This is a genomic window from Sphingobium aquiterrae, assembly GCF_037154135.1.
GTDB classification, from domain to species: Bacteria; Pseudomonadota; Alphaproteobacteria; order Sphingomonadales; family Sphingomonadaceae; genus Sphingobium; species Sphingobium aquiterrae.
On sequence record NZ_JBANFL010000006.1, the window covers coordinates 212864 to 234034 of the forward strand.

The following is a 21171-nucleotide window of genomic DNA, read 5'->3' on the forward strand; positions in this document are numbered from 1 at the left end:
TGACGGGTGCGGAAGGTCACATCCGCACGACATGAAAATACTGCGACTTTGATACGCGGGCGTTCGCCTGCTGACCAGCGCTCGCGGCCCGACGATCCTCAAACCGGAAACGGCCAGCGGCCGGTTTCCTTCCTCAAGAAAGGACTCATCATGGGATGGCTCTTCATGCCCTTTACGTCGATGGGCGGCCACAAGACCGCCAAATCCTATCTCGACGCGCAGCTTACCTACGAAAACACGCTCGAGGACGGCACGAAACGCGGCCTCAGGGTGCTCGCGTCCTCCTGTCCGGGAAATCGGACCTATTACGCCGCAGCCCAGGAAATCGTGGACGGCATTGCCGGCAACGTTTTCGCGGTAGTGTGCCTGGTGCGCTGGAATCCACGCTCGCGCGATGGCCACCAGTTCGGGTACAAGGATATGACCGAAAATATGGGGCCATGCGAGGCCGACTGCCCCGCGGCGATCCTCGATCTGCTGAGCCCGACCGAGCATGAATATGCGCTCGATTGGCGCGCACGTTGCCGGGCGAACCTTGCGCACCGCGCGCGCAAACTCGCGGACGGGGATCGCATCCGGCTTCCCGAGCCGGTGACCTTCACCGACGGTAATGTCGCGCAGGAGTTCGTCGTCTGCAAGCGCGGCCGGAGGCTCGTGCTTCGCGATCCGCAGAATGGCTGCTTCTACCGGATCAGTCGCCTCATGACGCGCGCCTGGGTGGTCGTACCGGTCACCAAGATCCACAAGACGCTGTTTGCATGAGCGTCAATCCTCGAGGAGAAAGGGATCAGGTCATGACGACGGCCATCGACAGGCGTTGTCTGTCTCCCAAACGCCAGTTGCTCTGCAGCCGCGAGAATGCCCTGCGCGTCGCCAGCCGGATTTTCGATCATTCGCAGGGTAAGGTAAGCATCCTGCGCACTACCGATCCGCTGCAGCCTTTCCGCATCTCTACCGACCCTGCGTCGTCGGGCCTGATCGTCCTCGAGATGGTCGCCTGAAGCCCTCTCCATTCATGTCTTCCGGAGCAAAGCCCATCCGCATGCTGACCGCCGCTGCAACGCAGCCAGGCCCATGATCCCGCCGCTCGCGACCCATGGCAAGAGGGAAGGGGGATGAATGACGGTGTTCTCCAAGCTGGAAGGATCCGCCATGGACACTAACTTTTACATTACCGCGCGGTCTTCGAAATTCCCCCTCGACTACGCACACAGCAGGGAGGACGCAGCCGCGCTGCTCGCGCGTCACCGCGATCGCCATCCCGACGCTGTTGTCGAGTCCACCAACGCCTATTTCGAACGCACGCGCGCCGAAACATTGGCGTCATTTCCTCTCAGCCGGATCACGCAGCGTTTCTACGACGCTATGCTGGGCGTTCTCCCGCCACAATATATCAAGGGCGTTGCGGGCTTCTTTCTCTCCGAAGCGGCGACCCAGAACATCCACGCCCAGTTCATCGTGCATGGCGGCTGCACCTACGGTGGTTACGCGGACCTGGCGCGCGAATCCCGCAAGATCTGGACCATTGCCGACGTCCTTGAACTCGAAAGCCGGGCCGGCGCGCGCACCTTGACGTTCGACTGGTTTCCTGGGGACTGAACTTCGTGTTCGACGCAATGGAAAAGATCAGCGCCCTTTGTCATAGACATCGAATGTATCGTTTTCTGTGTTTCCTATTCCTTGTCTCCGCATGCGACGTCCGGGGTGCTCCCGTCAATGAGCCGGGGTTTACCGCATCCGCTCGCGCGCTCGATGGCGACACGATTGCAGCCGATTTCCGTCTCCTTGGTGTCGATGCGTTCGAGCGCCGTCAGCTCTGTGAACGGGCGCGGTCGTGCTGGGAATGTGGCAAGGCGGCTCAGGATCATGCCGCGCGGATTCTGGGCGAAGCCGACGCCCAAATCCGGCTCACCAACCGCTCGAGCTATGGTCGGCCGGTGGCGACTGTGACCGTGAAAGGCCGCGATCTCGGAGAGACGCTGATCCGCGCGGGTCTCGCCATTCCCCAACCCCAATTCCTGAAAACCGATCCGGCGCGTGCGAAGCAATATACCGAAGCCTTTGCCGCCGCGCAGCGAAACAAGGCTGGCGCGTTCGCTGGCCAGTGGATCGAGCCGGCTCGGTGGCGGCGCGGCGACCGCCTCGCTTGTGAGCGGTGATCTCCAAGGCTGGAGCGGCGTACCGCGCGGTCCCGTCAGGCAGTGAGGCCGGGATCGGCCCACCAGGAACGGCCTTGCCTGAAGTTCTCGGTTGAGGCGACGACAGGGCCATCCGGTTCGTCAGCTACATAAGGCGAGACCAGCGGACGTGCCCTGATTTTCCGGCGGTGGATGCTGCCCGCGACGCGGCCGCGCGCTTCGAGCAGCTCTTCGAGCCACATCAGATCGTCGAGCATCTCGACGATGCCGCGGCCAGCGAGGCAGAAATAGATGCAGCGCTGGAAATCGTCGCCTGCCGGATTGCTCAGGATGGACGCGAGCTTGCGCTTGCCGCCCGTCTCACCCTCATGGACCCAGGACATCGCCTCGCGCAGTTCGCGCACCGAATAATAGGCATCCTCGACATGCATACCGATCGCCGCATTGGCCAGCATGCGGCGGGTGGGGCGGTTTTGATCGTCAAGCGCGGCATCGCGCAGCGTCACATCGAGATCGAACGGTTCAAAATAGCGGGCGGCCTGCTCGGTCATTAAAAATCTCCCTTGAATGGAACATAACATGAACAATTATCCGGTCAAGTCACGCTCGATCGCTGTCATGGTGGGACTGCCGCACCTTGCTGATGGGGTGCTCCTGCGGCGCGCCCGACAGCTTCAGCAGCCCGTCCTGATTTCCGCCAATGCCCTGTCGCGCTGGTCGACGAAGCGAGGTTGGCGCGAATGGGCCGGCTGGACGACGCGGCCACTCATGAATGCGCATGGTCTTCGCAGCCTCAGCCTCGACAGCGCGGGGTTCAGCGCAATGGTCACCTATGGGCGCTATCCCTGGATGGTCGATGATTATGTCGGCCTGGCCGCAGCCTATCCATTCCGCTGGTGGGCAAGCCTCGACTATTGCGTCGAGCAGGAAGTGGCCAGCGATCGCAACGAGGTGCTCGACCGCATGTCCCGTACCATCCGGGCCAACATCGAATGCCGGCTGCGCGCTGAAGATGCCGGGATCGATGCGACCTTCATGCCGGTCATTCAGGGACGTCATCCCGGTGATTATGAACGCTGTGCAGTGGCGCTCGCGCATATGATCGAGCGCGCCGGGCTTGTCGGTGTCGGCAGCATGTGCCGGCGCCCTGTCCATGGCGCGGATGGACTGATCGCCGTCGTTGATCGTCTCGACCAGGTGCTGCCAAGGCAGACCCGTCTGCATCTCTTCGGCGTCAAGGGCGCCGCCATCCCCTATCTCACCGCCTTCGCCCATCGTATCGCCTCGATCGACAGCCAGGCCTATGGGGTCAGCGCGCGCATCGCCGCGCGACGTTGTGGTCAAGCCAAGACCGACCGCTTGGTGGCGGACCATATGACGCAGTGGTTGCACAGACAGCATGCTCGCCTTGATCGGCCTTCGCGACAGTTGCCGGTGCAACCTGAGGTGCCGCCACCTCCCGAACCGGCAGACCCCTGGGAGCGGGTGATCGCACAGGCGCGCCGCGAGATACGCGATCTCATCGAAACCGGCGATCTCGACCATGACGAGATGACGGCCCTGTGGACCGAGCAATGGGCAGCGGACATCTACGGCGCAGCATCAGCGGACTGAAGGTGAGGAGAGGGGGAACGGAGGTGTGAGCGGCCGAACCGCTCGAGACCCGGAGACTCTCATGAATTATGATCTCGCCTTCCGCTACAGTCAGGCTCTCGATCCCAGCGCGCTGATCACGATCGGCACGGCGCTGCATGCGATCCACGCCGCCATCACCGATTGCCGCAACGCCGGCATCGATCTCGAACGTGATCCGGCGGTTATTCTGCTTGCGCGCCATCTGGGGACGGTGTGCGAAACGCGTGCACCGGACGCGGATCTGCGGCGCGACTGCATCGCGCGGATCGCCGAGCTGCGGAACCGGCCGGTTCTGAAGACGCTCGCCTATCGCGGCGTTGCCCATGACGAGCCCGCCAAGCGCCTGTTTCATTCGGAGGGGCGCGCCGCCATGCGCCGCCTGGCCGACGCCCTCGCGCTCGACGAGGGCAGTTTCGATATCCGGTCCAACAAGGGTGGTCCCGCCGTGTCAGGCGAAGTGACGCTGCACGGCGAGGATGTCTGGGTGCAACTCTCGCTCGGCCTCTCCGGTCCCGATCGGGAAGTGTGCTTTCGCAAGGTGCAGGGCCGCGACGATCATCTTGGAGACCGTAATTGTTGGGCGTCAATCCGCGAACTTGTCGACCCGGGCCGCTTCGCCGCACGAATCCGGCGGGAGCTTCGCTTGTCCACATCGCAGCCCGTTGTTCCCCGTCTCGTCGCCTGAACGAAGGCGATCATGCGCATTCTTTTCGTCCGCGTCAGGATCGGCGTCCAGGAGTCGGGCTATTCCTATCGCCTCTATATACCTTTCACGGAAAGTTCGTTCGAACGGCAAGCGTTGATCTCGGTGCATTCCGATTTCGGGCGCGGGCTTGCGCGCGCGTATGCCAGTTGTGGGTGTGATCGAGAAACTGTCGGAGCGGTACGCTGTCCCCTCCGACCATCGCCGCCACGTCTCCTGGGATTCGCATCGAAGGAGACCGATGATGTCAGAGCCGTTTGACCCCGCTGACACCGACGCATGGATTGCCCATGGTCGAAGCCCGGTACAAGCAGCGGCGCTCGCTGATGCCTGGCGCCGCTTCCCGGACCTTGCGAACGATTCCCCACTCGATCAGCGCATGGCACGTATGCGCGAGCGTGTCACGGCACTGCGGCCGGTGATGGAAGCGATGGCGCACATGGTCGAGGCGGAACGACAGGCCCGCAATTTCGCCTTCACCGCAAGACGAGTCGCCGAGGGACGGGGGGATGATCGCGATCGTGCCATTCTGCGCGCGCGCGATCTCCATGGCCATGACTGGGATCGATCGGTCCGCTATGCCGATGGCTGGTATGCCGCGCATGCGGGCTGGGATCCCGAATGCCGCAAGCCTGGCCCACTCGATGCGGGCGCCGAAGCCTATGATCACGGCTTTTGCGATGGTGGCGGCAACCGCGATGACCTCTTCGACACCGCGCGCCGCGCCTTGATGGTGGATCGCACACCAACGTCTTCGGCCATTTTGCCCGCGCGGCCTCGTCCCAGCGAATGGCTCAAGCCGACTGACGTGCCGCGGCCGGCACGCTGGCATCGTCGCCTCCTCCTGATCGGTGCGCCCGAAGCCGGACTGGTCGCCGCGCCGGCAAAAACGGCCCTGCTTCGTCCGGCTCTCGATTCCTGCTCGGGCTGCGGGGAGGCGACCATCGTCGTCATTTCCGGAGCCGGTTTTCACCCTCTCGATAGGGCCGATACGGCGCTGCCCCTCGGTGGTCCCGAAGCACTGGAGGTACTCGCGTCCGATCGCGCACTCCAGGCCTGCTTGCGGGCGCTGCTCGGTGATCGCGACTTTGATGACATCCTTGTCGCTGCCCAAGGGTATTATCTGGCTTTGCTCGATGCACATGCTGCAGCGCTTCCGCTTTGCCGGACAATGGAACGAACGCGGAACACCGCGCTCCAGCAACGGACGCACTTTCGTATCTGGCTCGACCGTGGGTTTCTCGCGGGCCAGACGGTCGGGGCAGGCCACATTCGTTGGGGCAAGGCCGTCAATGGCCTGACGGGCCGGCTCGGAGAATTTACGGCCCGTTATGCCGGCAAGCTTCCCCCGCGCGGCCACCGCATCGTCATCGAAACCGCCGACGGTAAGCCTGCCGCGGGCTTCGTCACGGCGCGAGGCGAGCCATTGGCATGGGAAACCGTCATCGCAAATCGCGCCCGTCTGCGCAGCACGATGGCAGCGCGCCTGCGGGCATTCGGCGGTGCAACGCGGCTGGCATGGCCAAGGCCAGCAAACACGTCAATCCAGGGAAGGAACGATGATGAAAATCCGAAAGGTGACTATTGGCGTCACGCTGTTGATGCATGACAGCGATGAGGATCGCCTCTCGACCATGAGCCTCGCCCGTATCGGCGAGGAAATGGACTTCGGTGACATGGTTGGCGCCTTCGCCATCACATCCGCCGACGATGTCCCACCCCATGCCCTGCAGGCTGAACTCACCGCGCTCGGCAACGACGGCACCTTCTTTGACGACAGGATGGAGCACGCAGATGACTGACGGATCGTCCATGACGAAAGCATGCACAGTCGCCGCAGTGCTGTGCGAGTTGCTCGAGACCCACATGCAGGCATGCGACGTGGGAGGGCGGCCGTCAGGGGATCACCACCATCATATCGTCTCGGCTGTGCATGGAACCCGTGCTGACGTGGAAATCCTCTCCAGCTGTGAAAATGAAGACGGTGTCGAGATCGGGTTGACGCTCAATGATGGCGCCACCTTCCGGATACAGGTTGAGAGCCTGTCCGCATCTCCTGGTCAGGAATAGCCCCATGACCGAGGACGAATTCGATCAACTCGTTGATGATGCGACGCATGCAGTCAACAATCTAATCCCGGATCTCTATCTCGACGGCATGGGCGACACTGCCCATAGCGGTGTGCTTTACGCGATCAATGATGCCCTCAGCACTATATTGCGGGACGTCATCGAACCCCGCTGATGACTTCGGCCTCGATCGGGGCTGACGATGTCGGCCGTGCGCCAAGGCATCTGGGCCTGTCACCCGCGATCATTCCAATGCCTCAAAGGGAGATCAGCATGTCTGCGCCAACCCATTTCGTTCACGTCTATGCCACCGTGCGCGTCAAACTGGGCGTGACCGCACATGACCAGTTTGCAGCAATGAAGGAGGCAGATCGCCTTCTCTTTGCCAACGGTTTCGGTGTTCGTCTGATTCCGAGTGCTACAGGAGTGCTTGAAGCGGACTACGCCGAAGAAGTGTCCGGCTATCTTGTCGACGAAGCGGGCGACCACGAATACGACCGGAGCCGGACCTATGCTGCCGATGGTGCACCCATTTCGTAAAATATGTCACGCTGCGAGGCCTGACACTATCGAATTTGGGTAATGCTCGTCAGGCTTTCGTCAGACTTGTCGGCGATGTTCGCATGCGCCGAGCAAGGGGTTCTGCCTTCTTGTCCGAAATCAATCCCACAGCTGGGCCGATCGCTACAGGGCGAAGGGAACAATTGACGCAAGGGCCGGACAAGGATCGAAATGCGCAACCTGCGACTGACATTCTGGGGCCTGGCCGCCTTGGTCACCATGTTGTGGCTTCTTGCGGACCTGTCCATATTCCGGTCGTCCGGCTTTTTCGCGATCCGCAGCGCGGCGGTGCAGTATAGCGGCGCGCTGGCGATCGCCTGCATGAGCGTCGCGATGATGCTCGCCATCCGCCCCCGCTGGCCCGAACATGGGCTGGGCGGACTGGACAAGATGTATCGTCTCCACAAATGGCTCGGCATCGCGGCACTGGTCACGGCCATCGCGCACTGGCTGTGGGCGAAGGGTCCGAAATGGGCCGTGGGGTGGGGCTGGCTCGAACGACCGTCGCGTGGCCCGCAACCGCCCGCAAGCAATCCTGTCGAGGCCCTGTTCGCCAGTCTCCGCCACACGGCGGAGGGTCTGGGCGAGTGGGCCTTTTATGCCGTGGTTGCGCTGATCGCCGTCGCGCTCATCCAGCGCATTCCCTACCGCTTCTTCTATCGAACGCATCGGCTTCTGGCGCTGGCCTATCTCGTGCTGGTCTTTCATGCCGTGATCCTGACGACGTTCAGCTACTGGCTGTCTCCGTACGGCCTCACGCTGGCGGCGCTGCTTGCTTGCGGCACCGGGGCGGCGATCCTCATTCTGTCGCGCCGCGCAGGCCGGGACCGGCAGGTGCCGGGCAGGATTGCCGCCATCCACCATTATCCGGGCGTGCGGGCGCTCGAGACCATCGTCGACATGGGGGAGGGGTGGCCCGGCCACCGACCCGGCCAGTTCGCCTTTGCCGTGTCGGACCCGGCCGAAGGGCCGCATCCCTATACCATCGCGTCCGCCTGGCGCGAGGATGAGCGGCGGATCACCTTCATCACCAAGGGACTGGGGGATCATACGCGGCGCCTGCCCGAAAAACTCCATGTCGGCCAGGAGATCAGGATCGAGGGGCCTTATGGATGCTTCACATTCGACGATGATAGCGCCCGTCAGATCTGGATCGGTGGCGGGATCGGTATCACGCCGTTCATCGCCCGCATGAAGTATCTGGCCCAGAGTCCCGAAGGCGCGCGCGCGGAGATTGATCTCTTCCACTGCACGGCCGAAGTCGACGAGGAGGCTCTGGGCAAGCTGCAAGCGGATGCGGCGGCTGCCCATATTCGCCTGCATGTTCTGGTCGATGCACGCGATGGCCGCCTCGATGGCGAGCGAATACGCGCCGCCGTGCCGGAATGGCGGGAGGCGAGCCTCTGGTTTTGCGGCCCCCTTGGATTTGGTGAAACGCTGCGCCGGGACTTTGCCGCGCTGGGCTTTCCGGTAGCGAAACGTTTCCATCAGGAGCTGTTCGCGATGCGCTAAGTCAAGGCGATGTATGCGAAAAAATCCGACTTGTCACCTCGACATCAGCAGGACCGATTTCTAAAGACCGCTCCCGTGACCATGATCCGCTCCTTCCTTGCCCGGCATCGCTGGCTGGCCATCTGGCTGGCCGGGGCCGCGCTCATGCTGAAGGTGCTGGTGCCGGCCGGGTTCATGCCGACCGTCTCTTCGGGTACGATATTGGTCCAGCTCTGCTCGGGCCAGGGTCCGCAAACGGTCATGATGGAGCTTCCGGGCAGGTCCGGCGATCATGATCCCGCGGATCACAAGCAGGCCGACATGCCTTGCGCTTTCTCGGGTCTGTCGTCGCCGGCGCTCGCCGCCGCCGACCCGATCCTGCTGGCGCTCGCCATTGCCTTCATCCTGGCGATGGGCTTTCTTGGCCTATCTTTCGCCCTGCCCGGTGCCTCGCCATTTCTGCGGCCTCCGCCAATAGGACCGCCAACAGCCGCCTGATCCCTTTCGCCGTTCGTTTTCAACGGCGCGCGGACCGCCGCGCGCCCGGATCAGGATCCATCCATGTCTGTCATTTCCAAAGCCGCGAGCGCGGCTGCAATATTCTATGGCCTGTCGGCCGCGAGTGCCTTTGCGCAGGATACACAGGTTCTTCCGTCCATCGGGATCGATTCCGAGGATCGCCCTGCCGGTCCCGTGTCGTCCGAGATCCTTTTGCGTGACAAGGTCGCACCCCTGCAATCGGGAACAAGCGATACGGCGGCGCTGATCGGCCGCCTGCCGGGGGTCAGCAGCTTCGGCGCCGGTGGCTTTTCCAGCCTGCCGGTGATCCGGGGCCTCGAAAGCCAGCGGCTGACCATATTGGTCGACGGCGTGCCGATCGACATCGCCTGCACGAATGCGATGAACCCGCCTTTGTCCTACACCGATCCGCAGACGATCGACGCGATCAGCGTCATCACGGGCGTGACGCCGGTCAGCATGGGCGGTGACAGCATCGGCGGCGCGATTTCGGTGGAAACCCTGACACCGCGCTTCGCCAAGGCGGGCAAACGATTGCTGACGGGCGAACTGTCCACCTTCTACCGCAGTAACGGCGACGGCTTCGGCGGCGCACTTTCGATCACGGCGGCGAGCGACCGGCTCAGCCTCAGCTATGCCGGTTCCTTCACCCAGTCCGACAATTACAAGGGCGGCGGCCGTGACGGCACCGTCCGTTCGACTGAATACAAGAAGACGGACCATGCGCTGAGCCTGGCCGCGCAGACCGATATCGGGCTGTTCGAACTGAAGGGCGGCTACCATTTCTCGCCGTACGAGGGCTTTCCCAACCAGTATATGGACATGACATCCAACAAGAGTTGGTATCTGAACGGTCACTGGAAGGGCGCCTTCGACTGGGGCGATCTGGACCTGCGCGCCTTCTATCGCGACACCGATCATCGGATGAACTTCCTGGCGGACAAGGGCGGCACCGCGACCGGCGGCATGCCCATGAACACCGAGGTTCATAGCGCCGGCTATACGCTCAAGGGCGACATTATGCTGTCCAATCGCGACACGCTGCGTCTCGGGAGCGAATTCCACCACCAATGGCTCAATGATTACTGGCCGGCGGTCGCGGGCCACATGATGATGGGGCCCAACACCTATATCAATGTGAACGGCGCGAAGCGCGACCGGCTTGGCACCTTTGCCGATTGGGAGGCGAAGTGGACGCCGCAGCTCACCACGCTGGTCGGCGTGCGCAACGATCAGGTCTGGATGAACACCGGCGAGGTCCAGCCCTATTCCACCTCGATGATGAATATGGCCGACGCGATGGCGGCCACCGCGTTCAACGCCGCGGATCGCAAACGGCATGACAGCAACTGGAGCGCCACGGCCCTTGTCCGCTATGCGCCGAGCGATCAGGCGACGCTCGAATTGGGCTATGCGCGCAAGAGCCGTTCACCGGGCGTCTATGAGCGCTACAGCTGGGGACGCGGTTCGATGTCGAGCCGGATGATCGGCTGGTTCGGTGATGGCAACGGCTATGTCGGCGATCCCACCCTGAAGCCCGAAAGGGCTGATACGATAAGTGCCGCGGTCAGTCTGAAAGGCGCCGGCGCCAATGGCTGGACGCTCAGGATCGCACCCTATTACACGCGCGTCCATGATTATATCGATGTCGTGAAGCTGGCCGATTTCACCAATATGATGGGCACGCCGACGGGGTTCGTGCAGCTTCGGTTCGCCAACCGCGAAGCCGAGCTATATGGCGTCGATGTCTCGGGTTCGCTTGCGCTGTGGCAGTCGTCATCGGCCGGCACGGCGAAACTGACCGCAACGGCAAGCTGGTTGCGCGGGCGCAATCTGGACGACGGCGGGTCGCTCTACCATCAGATGCCGTTCAACGCGACGTTTGCGCTGGAGCATCGGCTCGGGGGCTGGGAGAGCGCGGTCGAACTGACGGTCGTGGCGGACAAGAACCGGGTCGACGCCACGCGCAACGAACCCCGAACGGACGACTATGCGCTCGTCAATCTTCGGACCGGCTATGCCTGGGGCAATTACCGGCTGGGCCTGGATGTCCAGAACCTGTTCGACAAGGGCTATGATCTGCCGCTGGGCGGCATGTCGCTCGGCGATTACAAGGCGACCGGCGACTTGCGGCCGGTGCCTGGTCGTGGCCGCTCCTTCAACATCGGCCTGACTGCGAAATTCTGAGGCATGGCCGCCAGTCCAGCATACCGGCTGGCCCAGGCGAGCGATACGAGGGCTTTCGGGTTCCTCGTGTCGCTTGCCCTGCATGCGGGTGTTCTTGCGGCCTATGGCCTGTGGAGCCACAGTCCGCGTCTAATCCCCGAAAGGCGGGAGGAACCCCGCACGGTCACGATCATGACGCTGCCTTCGCTCGAAACCGAACAGCCGTCTGCCCGCCGGCCGAAAGCCGCCCCCAGACCGGCAAATCAGCTGACGCCCCCCAGTACAACGCCAGCGACACGCGCGCGGCAAGGGCCGCAGGCGTCGCCCGACCGGCCTGCCTCCGATCAGGCTGCCTTGACGCTACCTGTCGCACCGTCGCCCTTGCCTGCCCGCATGAACGTCGACATGCCGCATCCCCAACCTGCTTCGCCGCAGGCTGCGTCATCAACGCTCAGCACTGCGCGTGCGGCCTATCTTCGGCGGTTGTGGGAATGGATTGCCGCCAGACGCCCGGCGGGCCTTCATCTTGAGGGTGAGGCGCTGATTAATTTTTCCATCGGTGCTGACGGCGCCTTGCGCGAGATCTCGCTCGCGCAATCCAGCGGCAATGCGCAGCTTGACCGGCTCGCCCTTCGCACGGTTCGCCTGGCGGCGCCCTTTCCGCGCCCGCCTGAAAGTCTCGGCGTGGGAACGCTCGATTGCGTCCTGCCTTTCCATTTCAATTAGCGCCGGAAATCACATTGCGTCAGGAGCTGGTCAGCAAATGCGGTCATGGTCTTGTGCCGACCCTTGGCTGGAGGACCCATGACCCGCTTGCACGCTCACCCCGAACGACATGCGGTATCACGTATCGGCTGGCTCCGCGCGGCGGTCCTTGGCGCCAATGACGGTATCGTTTCCACAGGAAGCCTCATTGTCGGCGTCGCCGCTTCGGGAACGGACCGATCAGGCATCCTCGTTGCCGGCATCGCGGCGCTTGTCGCCGGCGCCATGTCGATGGCCGCCGGCGAATATGTCTCGGTCAGCTCGCAGGCCGATACCGAGAAGGCGGACCTCGCCCGCGAAACGGCGGAACTGACAACGCAGCCCGGGCTCGAGCGGCAGGAACTGGCGGACATCTATATGGCGCGCGGCCTGGACCCCGATCTTGCGCTCAAGGTTGCCGACCAGCTCATGGCGGACGATGCGCTTGGGGCGCATGCCCGCGATGAGCTGGGAATTTCCGACATATCCACGGCGCGGCCGTTGCAGGCGGCATTCACATCCGCCGCGACGTTCAGCGCCGGGGCGATCATGCCGCTGGCGGTGGTTGCCGCCGCGCCGGGACAGCAATTGATACCGCTCGTCGTCGCCGTTTCGCTTCTGTGCCTCGTGCTGCTCGGGGCGCTTGGCGCGAAGGCGGGCGGGGCCCCTGTCATGCGGTCGATCGTCCGCGTCACGTTCTGGGGCGCCCTGGCGATGGCGTTGACGGCAGGCGTGGGCAGCCTGTTCGGAGCGGCTGTCTGACGTGATCGCTGCCCCGCGTTCGTCAGCGCGCCGTCAGCAATCTCTCTTATGGCCAAAGGCCAAGGAGACAAATGATGCTCATGGCAAAAACGAGCTACAGTGATAGTTTCAGGGTTTGGGATGCCCCGCTCAGGCTTTTCCACTGGCTGCTGGTCGCGGCGATCACGATTGCCTTTTTGTCCTCGGAAGGAGACAGCGGAATCGCGGACTGGCACATGGCGGCAGGCTGGACCGCCGCTGTCCTGCTTGTCTTTCGTCTTGTCTGGGGGTTTATCGGCGGCGAGCATGCGCGTTTTGCCAATTTCGTGCGACCGTCACGCCTTCTGTCCCACGTCCGGGAACTTGTGACGGGTCATCCACAACGCACGATCGGGCACAATCCGCTGGGGGCGCTCGCTGTTCTGGCCATGCTCATTGCAACCGGCGCGGTGCTGTGGACCGGCATCCAGGTCGACGCGGGGCAGGCCGACGAGGATCTTCATGAGGCGATTGCCTATGGCCTGCTGGCGCTCATCGGCGTTCATGTCGCAGCGGTGGTCCTGATGTCCGTCTTCACCCGCGAAAATCTCGCGCGCGCCATGGTTACTGGCCGCAAGAGCGTCGCTCTGCACCCTGGCGCCCACGATGCCCGTCGGCCGGCCGTCGTCGCGGTGCTGCTGGCCGTCCTGGTGATCGGGATGACGGTGTTTGGCATCCTGCGCTACGATTCCGCGGCGTTCAGTGCGCAGTCGCACGGCGAGGCAAAGCAAGGGCATGAAATCGAAGGTGGAACAGCCGTTCAAGGCGAGGATAATGACCGGGATTGAGACGGCCTCTTTCGATCCCCGCGCGGGACTGGTCAGATTGCAGGGCGGGAATTGAGGCGGGATCGTGCTAGGAAAGCCGGCATAGATGCGCGTTCTTGTCATAGAGGATAATGACCGGCTGGCGAAGCTGGTTGCGGACGGCCTTCAGCGCCGGGGCTTTTCGTGCGACATCGCCACGACCCTGTCCGATGCGGACAGCGCACTGGGTGGCGCGGTCTATGACGCGATCATACTCGATCTCGGCCTGCCGGACGGCGATGGCGTCGCCTGGCTGGCGAACCGTCGCCAGTATCGGCAAATGCCGCCCGCGATCATCCAGACCGCGCGCGGCGCGCTGGAGGACCGGGTCACGGGGCTTGACGCCGGCGCCGACGATTATGTCGTCAAGCCTGTCGAGATCGATGAACTGGCCGCGCGCATTCGCGCGTTGCTCCGCCGCCCCGGCCCGCGCGCGCAACCTGTGCTGGAAGCGGGCTGCCTGCGGTTCGACACGGCGGCGCGCACGGCGCACTGCGGGGACTACGCCATCGATCTGTCCCGCAGGGAGGCCGACCTCCTGGAATTGCTGCTACGGCGGGCGGGAACCGTCGTCCGCCGCGAGACGATCGAGGATGCGCTCTACAATTTCAACGAGCCGGTGACGCCCAATGCCGTGGAAGCGGCGGTCTCCCGCTTGCGCCGGAAGCTGGACGAGGCTGGTGCCACTGGCGCGCTCCACACCATCCGCGGCGTCGGCTATATGCTGAAGGATGTCGCGGCGTGACCTATCGGCGCTCCGTGTCGCGCAAACTTGCGCGAGGGCTTGCTCTCGTCGGCCTTGTCGGCACCATCTTGTTGCTTGCAGCGGTCGTCTTTTTCTACAGCCTGACATTCGACGATCTGACGGCGCAGGACGCGCTGATCAAGGCCGTGCGCGAGATGCTGGAGCATGTCGCGCTTCCACTGGTCGTGCTGATGGTGCCCGTCGCCTTCGTCGTGCGGCGCGTGATCCGACAGGCTTTTGGCTCCCTTGAGGAAGCCGCAACCGCGATCGAGGCCGCGCGTGGGCACGAACGCGGCTTTCGCATAGACACGTCCCATCTGCCGGCCGAAGCCCTGCCGTTCACGGATGCCGTCAATGATCTGCTCGGCCGGCTTGACGACGCCGCCATGCGCCAGGAAGCCTTTGCCGCCGATGTCGCGCATGAACTGCGCACGCCGCTCGCGGTGCTGTCGCTCGAATTCGACCGGCTCGATCATGACGACGCCGCGCGCCTCAAGAACGATGTCGCCGGGATGCGCCGCCTGGTCGACCAGCTCATGCTGCTAGCCCAGGTTGATGCCACAGCTGCCGCACAATTCCCGCTGGAATCCGTGTCCCTTGTCGAGATTGCGCGCGATGTCGTCAGCCTTCTTGCCCCGGCCATCATCGCGGAAGGGAAAGCCATCACGCTCGATGTGGGCAGCGGGATCCCAATGGCGCGGGGCCGGCGTGAAGCAATCGCGGCCGCCTTGCGGAACCTTATCGAGAATGCTGTCCGGGTGACGCCGTTGGGAGGCACGGTGAATATACGGGTTGGCCCGGATCCGGTGATTGCGGTGGGCGATGGCGGAGAGGGCCTTTCACCCGAACGCCTTCGCGAACTTGTGCGGCGGCACAGCCGGGCGGACCATGCCAGCACCAACGGCGCCGGGCTTGGCCTGGCGATCGTCGACCGGATCATGGCGGCGCACGGCGGACGGCTGACCACCGATCCCGCCGTGCGGGAATTGTCCCTGCATTTCCCCGGCGCCTGAAGCGCCGAGCATTGCGCCCCGTCAGGGTCTCGTCAGTTTCGCGCACTAGGCGAAGCCCATGTCGAAGCGGAACTATGTCCTTGCCGGCCTTGCCGTCATCGCGCTCGTGTTGGGGATCTGGTGGCTTGCCGGGTCCGGCACGGCGCCCGAACCCGCCCCTTCATTCCCCGAAGCCGGAAAAGCGGCGCCGGGCGTTCTGCCCGTTGATCGCAAACAGGCCGCTCAGCTTGGTATCCGCGTGGCGCCCGCCATCGCCGCGACAGAGGCGCCCATCGCTGTCATTCCCGCGGTGATCCAGCCGCCCGCCAATGCGCGCGTGGCCGTGGCCGCGACCTTTCCCGGCGTGGTTATGCGGACGCTGGTGGTCGAAGGCGATACCGTCCGGCAGGGCCAGTCGCTCGCGGTCATTTCCAGCCGCGATGTGTTGACGATGGGGGGGGACCTCACGCGGGCCAATGCGCGGGCAGGCGTTGCCCGGTCGAATGCCGCTCGCCTTTCGCAGCTTGCCCGCGAAGGTATCATCGCTGGCGCGCGGGCCGATGAAGCCCATGCCCTGGCGGCCGAAGCGGGCGCGGATGTTTCTGAAAAGGCGCGCATCCTGAAAATGGTCAACGGTTCGGGCGTGAGCGGCACCTATACGCTGACCGCGCCGATCGCCGGGCGTGTGACCGCCGCCAGCATCCAGACGGGCACTCCGGTGGACGGAACCACCGCGCCTTATGTGATCGACGCCGCCAACCGCTATGAGCTTGTCGGCCAGTTGCCCGAACGGCTCGTCGGTGCGGTCCGGCCCGGCATGAGCATATTGATCGAACCCGACATCGCCGGGCGCGTCACGGCCGTGGGATCGACGATAGACCCCGCCACCCGTTCCGCCATGCTCAAGGCCGAGATTCCCGCCGGGCCAGGTATCATCGCCGGCCGCGCGACCAGCCTGTCGCTGTCCGGCCCGGCGCCGGCCGGTGCCGTCAGCGTGCCTTCCGGCGCGATCGCCATGATCGGGGACAAGACCATCGTCTTCGTCGCCACTGGCGGCGGATATGCGATCCGCGACGTGATGACGAGCGGCGCCGGGGGCGGTTCCATCGGGGGACAGACCGTGCTGCTTTCGGGCGTCAGGCCGGGCGAGCAGGTGGTCATTTCCGGCACGAGCGCGCTCAAGGCGCTCGCTCTGTCGCGATAGGTCCGGGCGATGTTGCGTTCGCTGGTCGCCGCCTCGCTGTCCTGGCGTCTGCTCGTCATCGCGCTGGCGCTGGCCATTGCCGGGCTGGGCACCTGGGCCTTTATGACGCTGCCCGTCGATGCCTATCCGAACATCGCCCAGACCCAGGTGAAGATCATCCTCAAGGCTCCGGGCATGACGCCCGAGGAGGTGGAAAGCCGCGTCATCACGCCGATCGAGATGGAAATGCTCGGCATTCCCGATCAGGCCATCCTGCGCTCCACCGCGAAATATGCCATCGCCGACATCACCATAGATTTTGTCGACGGCACCGACATCTATTGGGCGCGCCAGCAGGTGGCCGAGCGGCTGTCCAATGTGATGACCGATCTGCCCGCGTCGGTCAGCGGCGGCCTTGCGCCCATCTCCACCCCGCTTTCGGACATTTACATGTTCACCATCGAGGGGCCGCTCTCGCTGCAGCAGAAGCGCGAACTGCTGGACTGGACCATCCGCCCCGCGCTCCGCACCGTGCCCGGCGTCGCCGATGTGAACGCGCTGGGCGGCTTTGTGCGAACCTTCGAAGTCAGGCCCGATCCCGTTGCGCTTGCGGCGGCAGGCCTCTCCATCGCGGACATCGAGACGGCGATCGAAAGCGGCAACCGCAACGATGGCGCGGGACGCCTGAAAAGCGGCGAGGAAGCCCTGATCGTGCGTGCGGTGGGGGCGATCCGGTCGGTCGAGGATCTCCAGCAACTGGTCATTGTGAGCCGCGGCGACCGCATCGTTCGGCTCGGCGAGCTGGCGACGGTCGGCATCGGCAGCCTCACACGTTATGGCGCGGTCAGCAAGAATGGCCAGGCGGAGGCTGTTCAAGGACTGGTGATCGCCTTGCGCGGCGCCGATGCGCGGCAGGTGGTCGATGGTGTCCGCGCCCGCCTCGCGGAAATCGAAAGCACCTTGCCCGCCGGCACCCATGTCGATGTTTTCTACGATCGGTCCGATCTGATCGCGCGCGCCGTCGGCACGGTCGAGAAAGCCCTGCTCGAAGCGGCCGTGCTTGTCGTCGTGCTGCTCATCCTGTTCCTGGGTGACTGGCGGGCGGCGGCGATTGTCGCTGCTACCCTCCCGATGGCGGCGCTCATCACTTTCCTTTTCATGCAGGGCATGGGCCTGTCCGCCAATCTCATGAGCCTTGGGGGCCTCGCTATCGCCATCGGCCTGCTGGTCGACGGGTCGATCGTGGTGGTGGAAAATATCGTCGAACGGCTCGGCCGGGCGCATGAGGAGGGAACCCCGCGCCTCAACCTCGTCTATCAGGCGGCAAGCGAAGTCATCGTGCCGGTCTCGGCCGGGATCGCCATCATTGCGCTGGTCTTCCTGCCGCTGCTGTCATTGCAGGGGCTTGAAGGCAAATTGTTCGCGCCGGTTGCGCTCACCATCGTCTTCGCGCTCGCCGGTTCGCTGCTGCTCGCGCTCACCCTGGTTCCCGTGCTCGCATCCTTTGGCCTTAAAAACGGCCATCATGGCGAGCCGTGGTTGATGCGCCAGCTTGGCCCTCGCTACCGGGGGCTTCTCGACGGCGCCTTCGCACGCAAGCGGCTGGTCTACGGGCTGTCGGCGGCGGGGCTCGTCATCGCCGGCATCGCCTATGGCGCGGTCGGCAAGACCTTCATGCCGACGATGGATGAAGGGTCGATCATCGTCCAGCTCACCAAGCTGCCCTCCATCGATCTCGACCAGTCGGTCGAGGGCGACATGGCCGCGCAGCGCGCGCTGATGCGCGTGCCGGAAGTGCAGGACGTGATCGCGCGCGTCGGATCGGACGAAATCGGCCTCGATCCGATGAGCCCCAATGAGACCGACAGCTTCGTCCGCCTGAAGCCGCGCTCCGAATGGCGCGGCGACAAGAATCTCATCGTCGAGGATATGCGCAAGGCGATGGCAGGCCTGCCCGGCATCGAGCCGAGCTTCACCCAGCCGATCGAAATGCGCGTTTCCGAAATGCTGACCGGCGCACGCGGCGACCTTGCCGTCAAGATTTTCGGGCCGGATCTGGCGACGCTGGGCGAACTGGCCGATCAGGTGCAGCAGATATTATCGAACGTCGATGGCGCCTCCGAAGTGCTGACCGTCGCCAATGATCGCGTCGATTATCTCCAGCTCGACATCGACCGCGCCGCCGCCGGTCGCTTCGGCATGCCGGTCGATCGGATACAGGATGCGCTGCGCGCGCAGGTCGAAGGCGCCCATGTCGGCATCGTCGCCGACGGCCAGAAACGCGTGCCGATCGTCATTCGCGGCGATGAGACGCTGCGCGCCGATCCCGCCCGCTTTGCCGATCTGCAATTGCATACGCCGACCGGCATAGTCGCCCGGGTCAGCGACATGGCGCGGATCGAGCGGACCGAGGGGCCGGTCAAGCTCGACCATGAGAACGGGTCGCGCTTCGCGCTGGTGCAGGCGTTCGTTTCCGGGCGCGATCTGGTCGGCTATGTCGACGAGGCGCGCGCCGAGGTCGGCGCGAAGGTCAAACTGCCCGCCGGCTACAGCATCGTCTGGGGCGGGCAGTTCGAAAACCAGCAGCGCGCCTCGGCCCGGCTGGCGGTCGTGATCCCGATCGCACTGCTGCTGATCTTCTTCGTGCTGCTGGCAACGCTGCGTTCGATGCGCGCCTCGGTGCTCATCCTTGTCAACATCCCCTTCGCCATGGTCGGCGGGATCGTCTCGCTCTGGGCTTCGGGAGAATATCTGTCGGTTCCCGCCTCGGTGGGCTTTATCGCCCTGCTCGGCATCGCGGTGCTCAACGGGCTGGTCATGGTCACCTATTTCCGCCAGCTCCGCGCCGATGGGCGGAGCATGGCCGAAACGGTGCGCCTCGGCGCCGAACGGCGCCTGCGTCCCGTCCTGATGACCGCCAGCATCACGGCGTTCGGCCTGGTGCCGCTGCTGTTCGCGGCCGGCCCGGGATCGGAGATCCAGCGCCCCCTCGCCATCGTCGTGATCGGCGGCCTGATCACCTCCACCCTGCTGACGCTCATTCTGCTGCCGATCCTGTTCGAGCGTTTCGGCGAAAGCGCGGGAGAAACCGACAATGGCTGACATCCTGCTGACTTTCCATTGCGCCTCGCATGACGCTGATAGCGTGACCGACGCACTCCGCGCCGCCTGCGACGCGCCGATCCATATCGCCGAACAGGCGGTGCGCGGCTGGGACTTCGGCGACGCCAGCACGGCGGAACGGGTGTCGGGCCTGTTACGCCGCAGCGCGCTGGAACTGATTGTCGATGAGGATGCCCTTGGGACACTGGTTAACGCGGTCACCCAATCGAAGCGGTCGCTGCCGGTGCGCTGGCACGTAGTCCCGGTGTCAGCCCGGGGGAGGATCGCATGAGATCGTCGCTTTTCTTGGGGGCGCTTGTCGCGTTGCTCACGCCCGCTGGGGTCCTTGCCCAGCGCGCCGATTTGCCGCCGAGCGAAAAGGTTGCCGAAGCGCTGGACAATCATCCGGCCGTGGCGGCTGCGCGGGCACGGGTGGACGCGGCCCGCGCCGAACGCGACATGCTGGCGAAGGGGACCCATGAAATTGCCGTTACCGGCAGCTATGTTCGCCGCAGCGTGGACAGGGAAGGCGGCTATGACGAGTTCGACGCCACGATCGCCCGTCCGTTCCGTCTGCCGGGCAAGGCGGCGCTCGATCGCGAGGCGGGCGCCCTGGGCATAGAGGTCGCGGAAAACCGGATGGAGGATGCCCGGCATCAGACGGCTTTGCTGCTCTCCGGCTATTGGAACGACTGGCTGGTCGCCGGCGCGCTGTATCGCAACGACCTCGATACGGTGCGCTGGCTGGAAAAGGAGCTGTCCGCGCTGCGCCGGCGCGTGGCGCTGCGCGATGCGGCGGCGCTCGATGTTGATCAGGCCATGGCGGCAATGGCTCAGGCCCAGGCCCAGGCCGCGAACTCGCTCGCGGCGCGCGAGCAGGCGCGCGTGGCGCTGGCCGCGAATTTTCCAGAGATACCGCTGCCCACCGAACCGCCGGAAACCTCCGTCGCGATGGTGCCGCCACAGAAGCTTGCGGCGATGCGGGATCTGGTGATCGAACGCAGCCATGAAATCCGCGCCGCCGAGCGCGAGGCGCAGCGGCTGGCGGTCGTCGCGCGGCGCGTTCGCGCGGATCGGATCGCCGATCCATCCTTCGGCGTCCGCCTGTTCAGCGAACGCAGTGGCATGGAACAGGGCGCGGGGCTGGTGATGTCGATGCCGCTGGGCGGCGGCCACCGGCGCGCGGCGGCGGATCGGGCTTCCGCGGAAGGCAATGCCGCGCAGCTTGAGCATATGTCCGTCCAGCGGACGGTGAGGGCCATCGCCGATGCCGATCTGTCCAGCGCCACCTTGCGGCTGGAAGCGTGGAAAAACACGGACCTGTCAGCGCAAAGCGCCGCCAACGCGCTGGCCCGAACCGAACGTGGCTACCAGCTCGGCCAGATCGACCTTGCCGACCTGCTCTATGCCCGCCGTCAGGCGGGTGAAGCGCGCCGGTCGGAGATCATGGCGCGATCGGAAGCGGCCCGCGCCCTGCTCAAGCTGGAAATCGACTCACATAGCCTGTGGGTGGTTCACGATGAGGATGGCGGTTGA

At 64.5% G+C, this 21171-nt stretch carries 24 protein-coding genes; 23 read left to right on the forward strand and 1 reads right to left on the reverse strand.

Going from position 1 to position 21171, the window contains the following annotated elements; genetic code table 11:
* Window positions 1–150: 150 nt before the first annotated feature.
* From WFP78_RS08620 to WFP78_RS08635, 4 genes are all read left to right on the forward strand, one after another.
* A complete protein-coding gene (locus WFP78_RS08620) occupies window positions 151–762 on the forward strand; it encodes a DUF6927 domain-containing protein (RefSeq protein ID WP_067738952.1) in 612 nt (203 codons plus the stop codon).
* Window positions 763–794: 32 nt separating this feature from the next.
* Window positions 795–1001: a hypothetical protein gene (locus tag WFP78_RS08625; protein WP_020819411.1), complete on the forward strand. Its 207-nt coding sequence runs from the start codon at window positions 795–797 to the stop codon at window positions 999–1001.
* Between the two features lie 118 nt (window positions 1002–1119).
* Entirely contained in the window at window positions 1120–1599 is a 480-nt protein-coding gene (locus tag WFP78_RS08630) for a hypothetical protein (RefSeq protein ID WP_020819412.1), read from the forward strand.
* A 53-nt stretch (window positions 1600–1652) separates the two neighbouring features.
* A complete protein-coding gene (locus WFP78_RS08635) occupies window positions 1653–2159 on the forward strand; it encodes a thermonuclease family protein (RefSeq protein WP_020819413.1) in 507 nt (168 codons plus the stop codon).
* A 35-nt stretch (window positions 2160–2194) separates the two neighbouring features.
* On the opposite strand, the gene WFP78_RS08640 is transcribed toward WFP78_RS08635, so the two are convergent.
* On the reverse strand, window positions 2195–2689 hold the full coding sequence (locus WFP78_RS08640; protein WP_020819414.1) for a hypothetical protein: 495 nt from the start codon (window positions 2687–2689) through the stop codon (window positions 2195–2197).
* Window positions 2690–2717: 28 nt separating this feature from the next.
* Between WFP78_RS08640 and WFP78_RS08645 the strand changes: the two genes are divergently transcribed.
* The 19 genes from WFP78_RS08645 to WFP78_RS08735 all read left to right on the forward strand — a co-directional run bounded on the left by WFP78_RS08645 (window position 2718) and on the right by WFP78_RS08735 (window position 21171).
* Window positions 2718–3752 (forward strand): deazapurine DNA modification protein DpdA family protein, encoded by a 1035-nt coding sequence (locus WFP78_RS08645; RefSeq protein ID WP_336960664.1) that lies wholly within the window; start codon window positions 2718–2720, stop codon window positions 3750–3752.
* A 61-nt stretch (window positions 3753–3813) separates the two neighbouring features.
* Complete coding sequence (locus WFP78_RS08650; RefSeq protein ID WP_020819416.1) at window positions 3814–4458, forward strand: hypothetical protein; 645 nt, start codon at window positions 3814–3816, stop codon at window positions 4456–4458.
* Window positions 4459–4717: 259 nt separating this feature from the next.
* Window positions 4718–6085: a hypothetical protein gene (locus WFP78_RS08655; protein WP_245842977.1), complete on the forward strand. Its 1368-nt coding sequence runs from the start codon at window positions 4718–4720 to the stop codon at window positions 6083–6085.
* Entirely contained in the window at window positions 6078–6278 is a 201-nt protein-coding gene (locus tag WFP78_RS08660) for a hypothetical protein (protein WP_157081299.1), read from the forward strand. The genes WFP78_RS08655 and WFP78_RS08660 overlap by 8 nt, the downstream gene beginning before the upstream one ends.
* Window positions 6271–6546, forward strand: a complete 276-nt coding sequence (locus tag WFP78_RS08665) for a hypothetical protein (RefSeq protein ID WP_025160948.1) — start codon at window positions 6271–6273, stop codon at window positions 6544–6546. The genes WFP78_RS08660 and WFP78_RS08665 overlap by 8 nt, the downstream gene beginning before the upstream one ends.
* Before the next feature lie 4 nt (window positions 6547–6550).
* Window positions 6551–6721, forward strand: coding sequence for a hypothetical protein (locus tag WFP78_RS08670; RefSeq protein ID WP_020819421.1), 171 nt, complete (start codon window positions 6551–6553; stop codon window positions 6719–6721).
* A gap of 98 nt (window positions 6722–6819) precedes the next feature.
* On the forward strand, window positions 6820–7086 hold the full coding sequence (locus tag WFP78_RS08675) for a hypothetical protein (RefSeq protein WP_025160949.1): 267 nt from the start codon (window positions 6820–6822) through the stop codon (window positions 7084–7086).
* A gap of 192 nt (window positions 7087–7278) precedes the next feature.
* Window positions 7279–8619 (forward strand): ferredoxin reductase family protein, encoded by a 1341-nt coding sequence (locus WFP78_RS08680; RefSeq protein ID WP_020819423.1) that lies wholly within the window; start codon window positions 7279–7281, stop codon window positions 8617–8619.
* Window positions 8620–8700: 81 nt separating this feature from the next.
* Window positions 8701–9096 carry a hypothetical protein gene (locus WFP78_RS08685; RefSeq protein WP_020819424.1) on the forward strand — a complete coding sequence of 132 codons (396 nt, stop codon included), beginning with the start codon at window positions 8701–8703 and terminating at the stop codon, window positions 9094–9096.
* A gap of 63 nt (window positions 9097–9159) precedes the next feature.
* Window positions 9160–11304, forward strand: a complete 2145-nt coding sequence (locus tag WFP78_RS08690; RefSeq protein ID WP_336960672.1) for a TonB-dependent receptor — start codon at window positions 9160–9162, stop codon at window positions 11302–11304.
* A gap of 372 nt (window positions 11305–11676) precedes the next feature.
* Entirely contained in the window at window positions 11677–12009 is a 333-nt protein-coding gene (locus WFP78_RS08695) for an energy transducer TonB family protein (protein ID WP_021223103.1), read from the forward strand.
* A gap of 78 nt (window positions 12010–12087) precedes the next feature.
* A complete protein-coding gene (locus tag WFP78_RS08700; protein WP_020819427.1) occupies window positions 12088–12789 on the forward strand; it encodes a VIT1/CCC1 transporter family protein in 702 nt (233 codons plus the stop codon).
* A 71-nt stretch (window positions 12790–12860) separates the two neighbouring features.
* The gene (locus WFP78_RS08705) at window positions 12861–13595 is read left to right on the forward strand and encodes a cytochrome b/b6 domain-containing protein (protein WP_020819428.1); all 735 of its coding nucleotides are present in this window, start codon (window positions 12861–12863) and stop codon (window positions 13593–13595) included.
* 85 nt (window positions 13596–13680) lie between these two features.
* Window positions 13681–14358: a winged helix-turn-helix domain-containing protein gene (locus WFP78_RS08710; protein ID WP_020819429.1), complete on the forward strand. Its 678-nt coding sequence runs from the start codon at window positions 13681–13683 to the stop codon at window positions 14356–14358.
* A complete protein-coding gene (locus tag WFP78_RS08715; protein WP_336960678.1) occupies window positions 14355–15371 on the forward strand; it encodes a sensor histidine kinase in 1017 nt (338 codons plus the stop codon). Before WFP78_RS08710 ends, WFP78_RS08715 begins: the two co-directional genes overlap by 4 nt.
* Before the next feature lie 58 nt (window positions 15372–15429).
* Complete coding sequence (locus tag WFP78_RS08720) at window positions 15430–16554, forward strand: efflux RND transporter periplasmic adaptor subunit (RefSeq protein ID WP_336960680.1); 1125 nt, start codon at window positions 15430–15432, stop codon at window positions 16552–16554.
* A 9-nt stretch (window positions 16555–16563) separates the two neighbouring features.
* On the forward strand, window positions 16564–19635 hold the full coding sequence (locus WFP78_RS08725) for an efflux RND transporter permease subunit (protein ID WP_336960683.1): 3072 nt from the start codon (window positions 16564–16566) through the stop codon (window positions 19633–19635).
* Window positions 19628–19927, forward strand: a complete 300-nt coding sequence (locus WFP78_RS08730) for a DUF3240 family protein (protein ID WP_336960685.1) — start codon at window positions 19628–19630, stop codon at window positions 19925–19927. Before WFP78_RS08725 ends, WFP78_RS08730 begins: the two co-directional genes overlap by 8 nt.
* Window positions 19924–21171: a TolC family protein gene (locus WFP78_RS08735; protein WP_336960687.1), complete on the forward strand. Its 1248-nt coding sequence runs from the start codon at window positions 19924–19926 to the stop codon at window positions 21169–21171. Before WFP78_RS08730 ends, WFP78_RS08735 begins: the two co-directional genes overlap by 4 nt.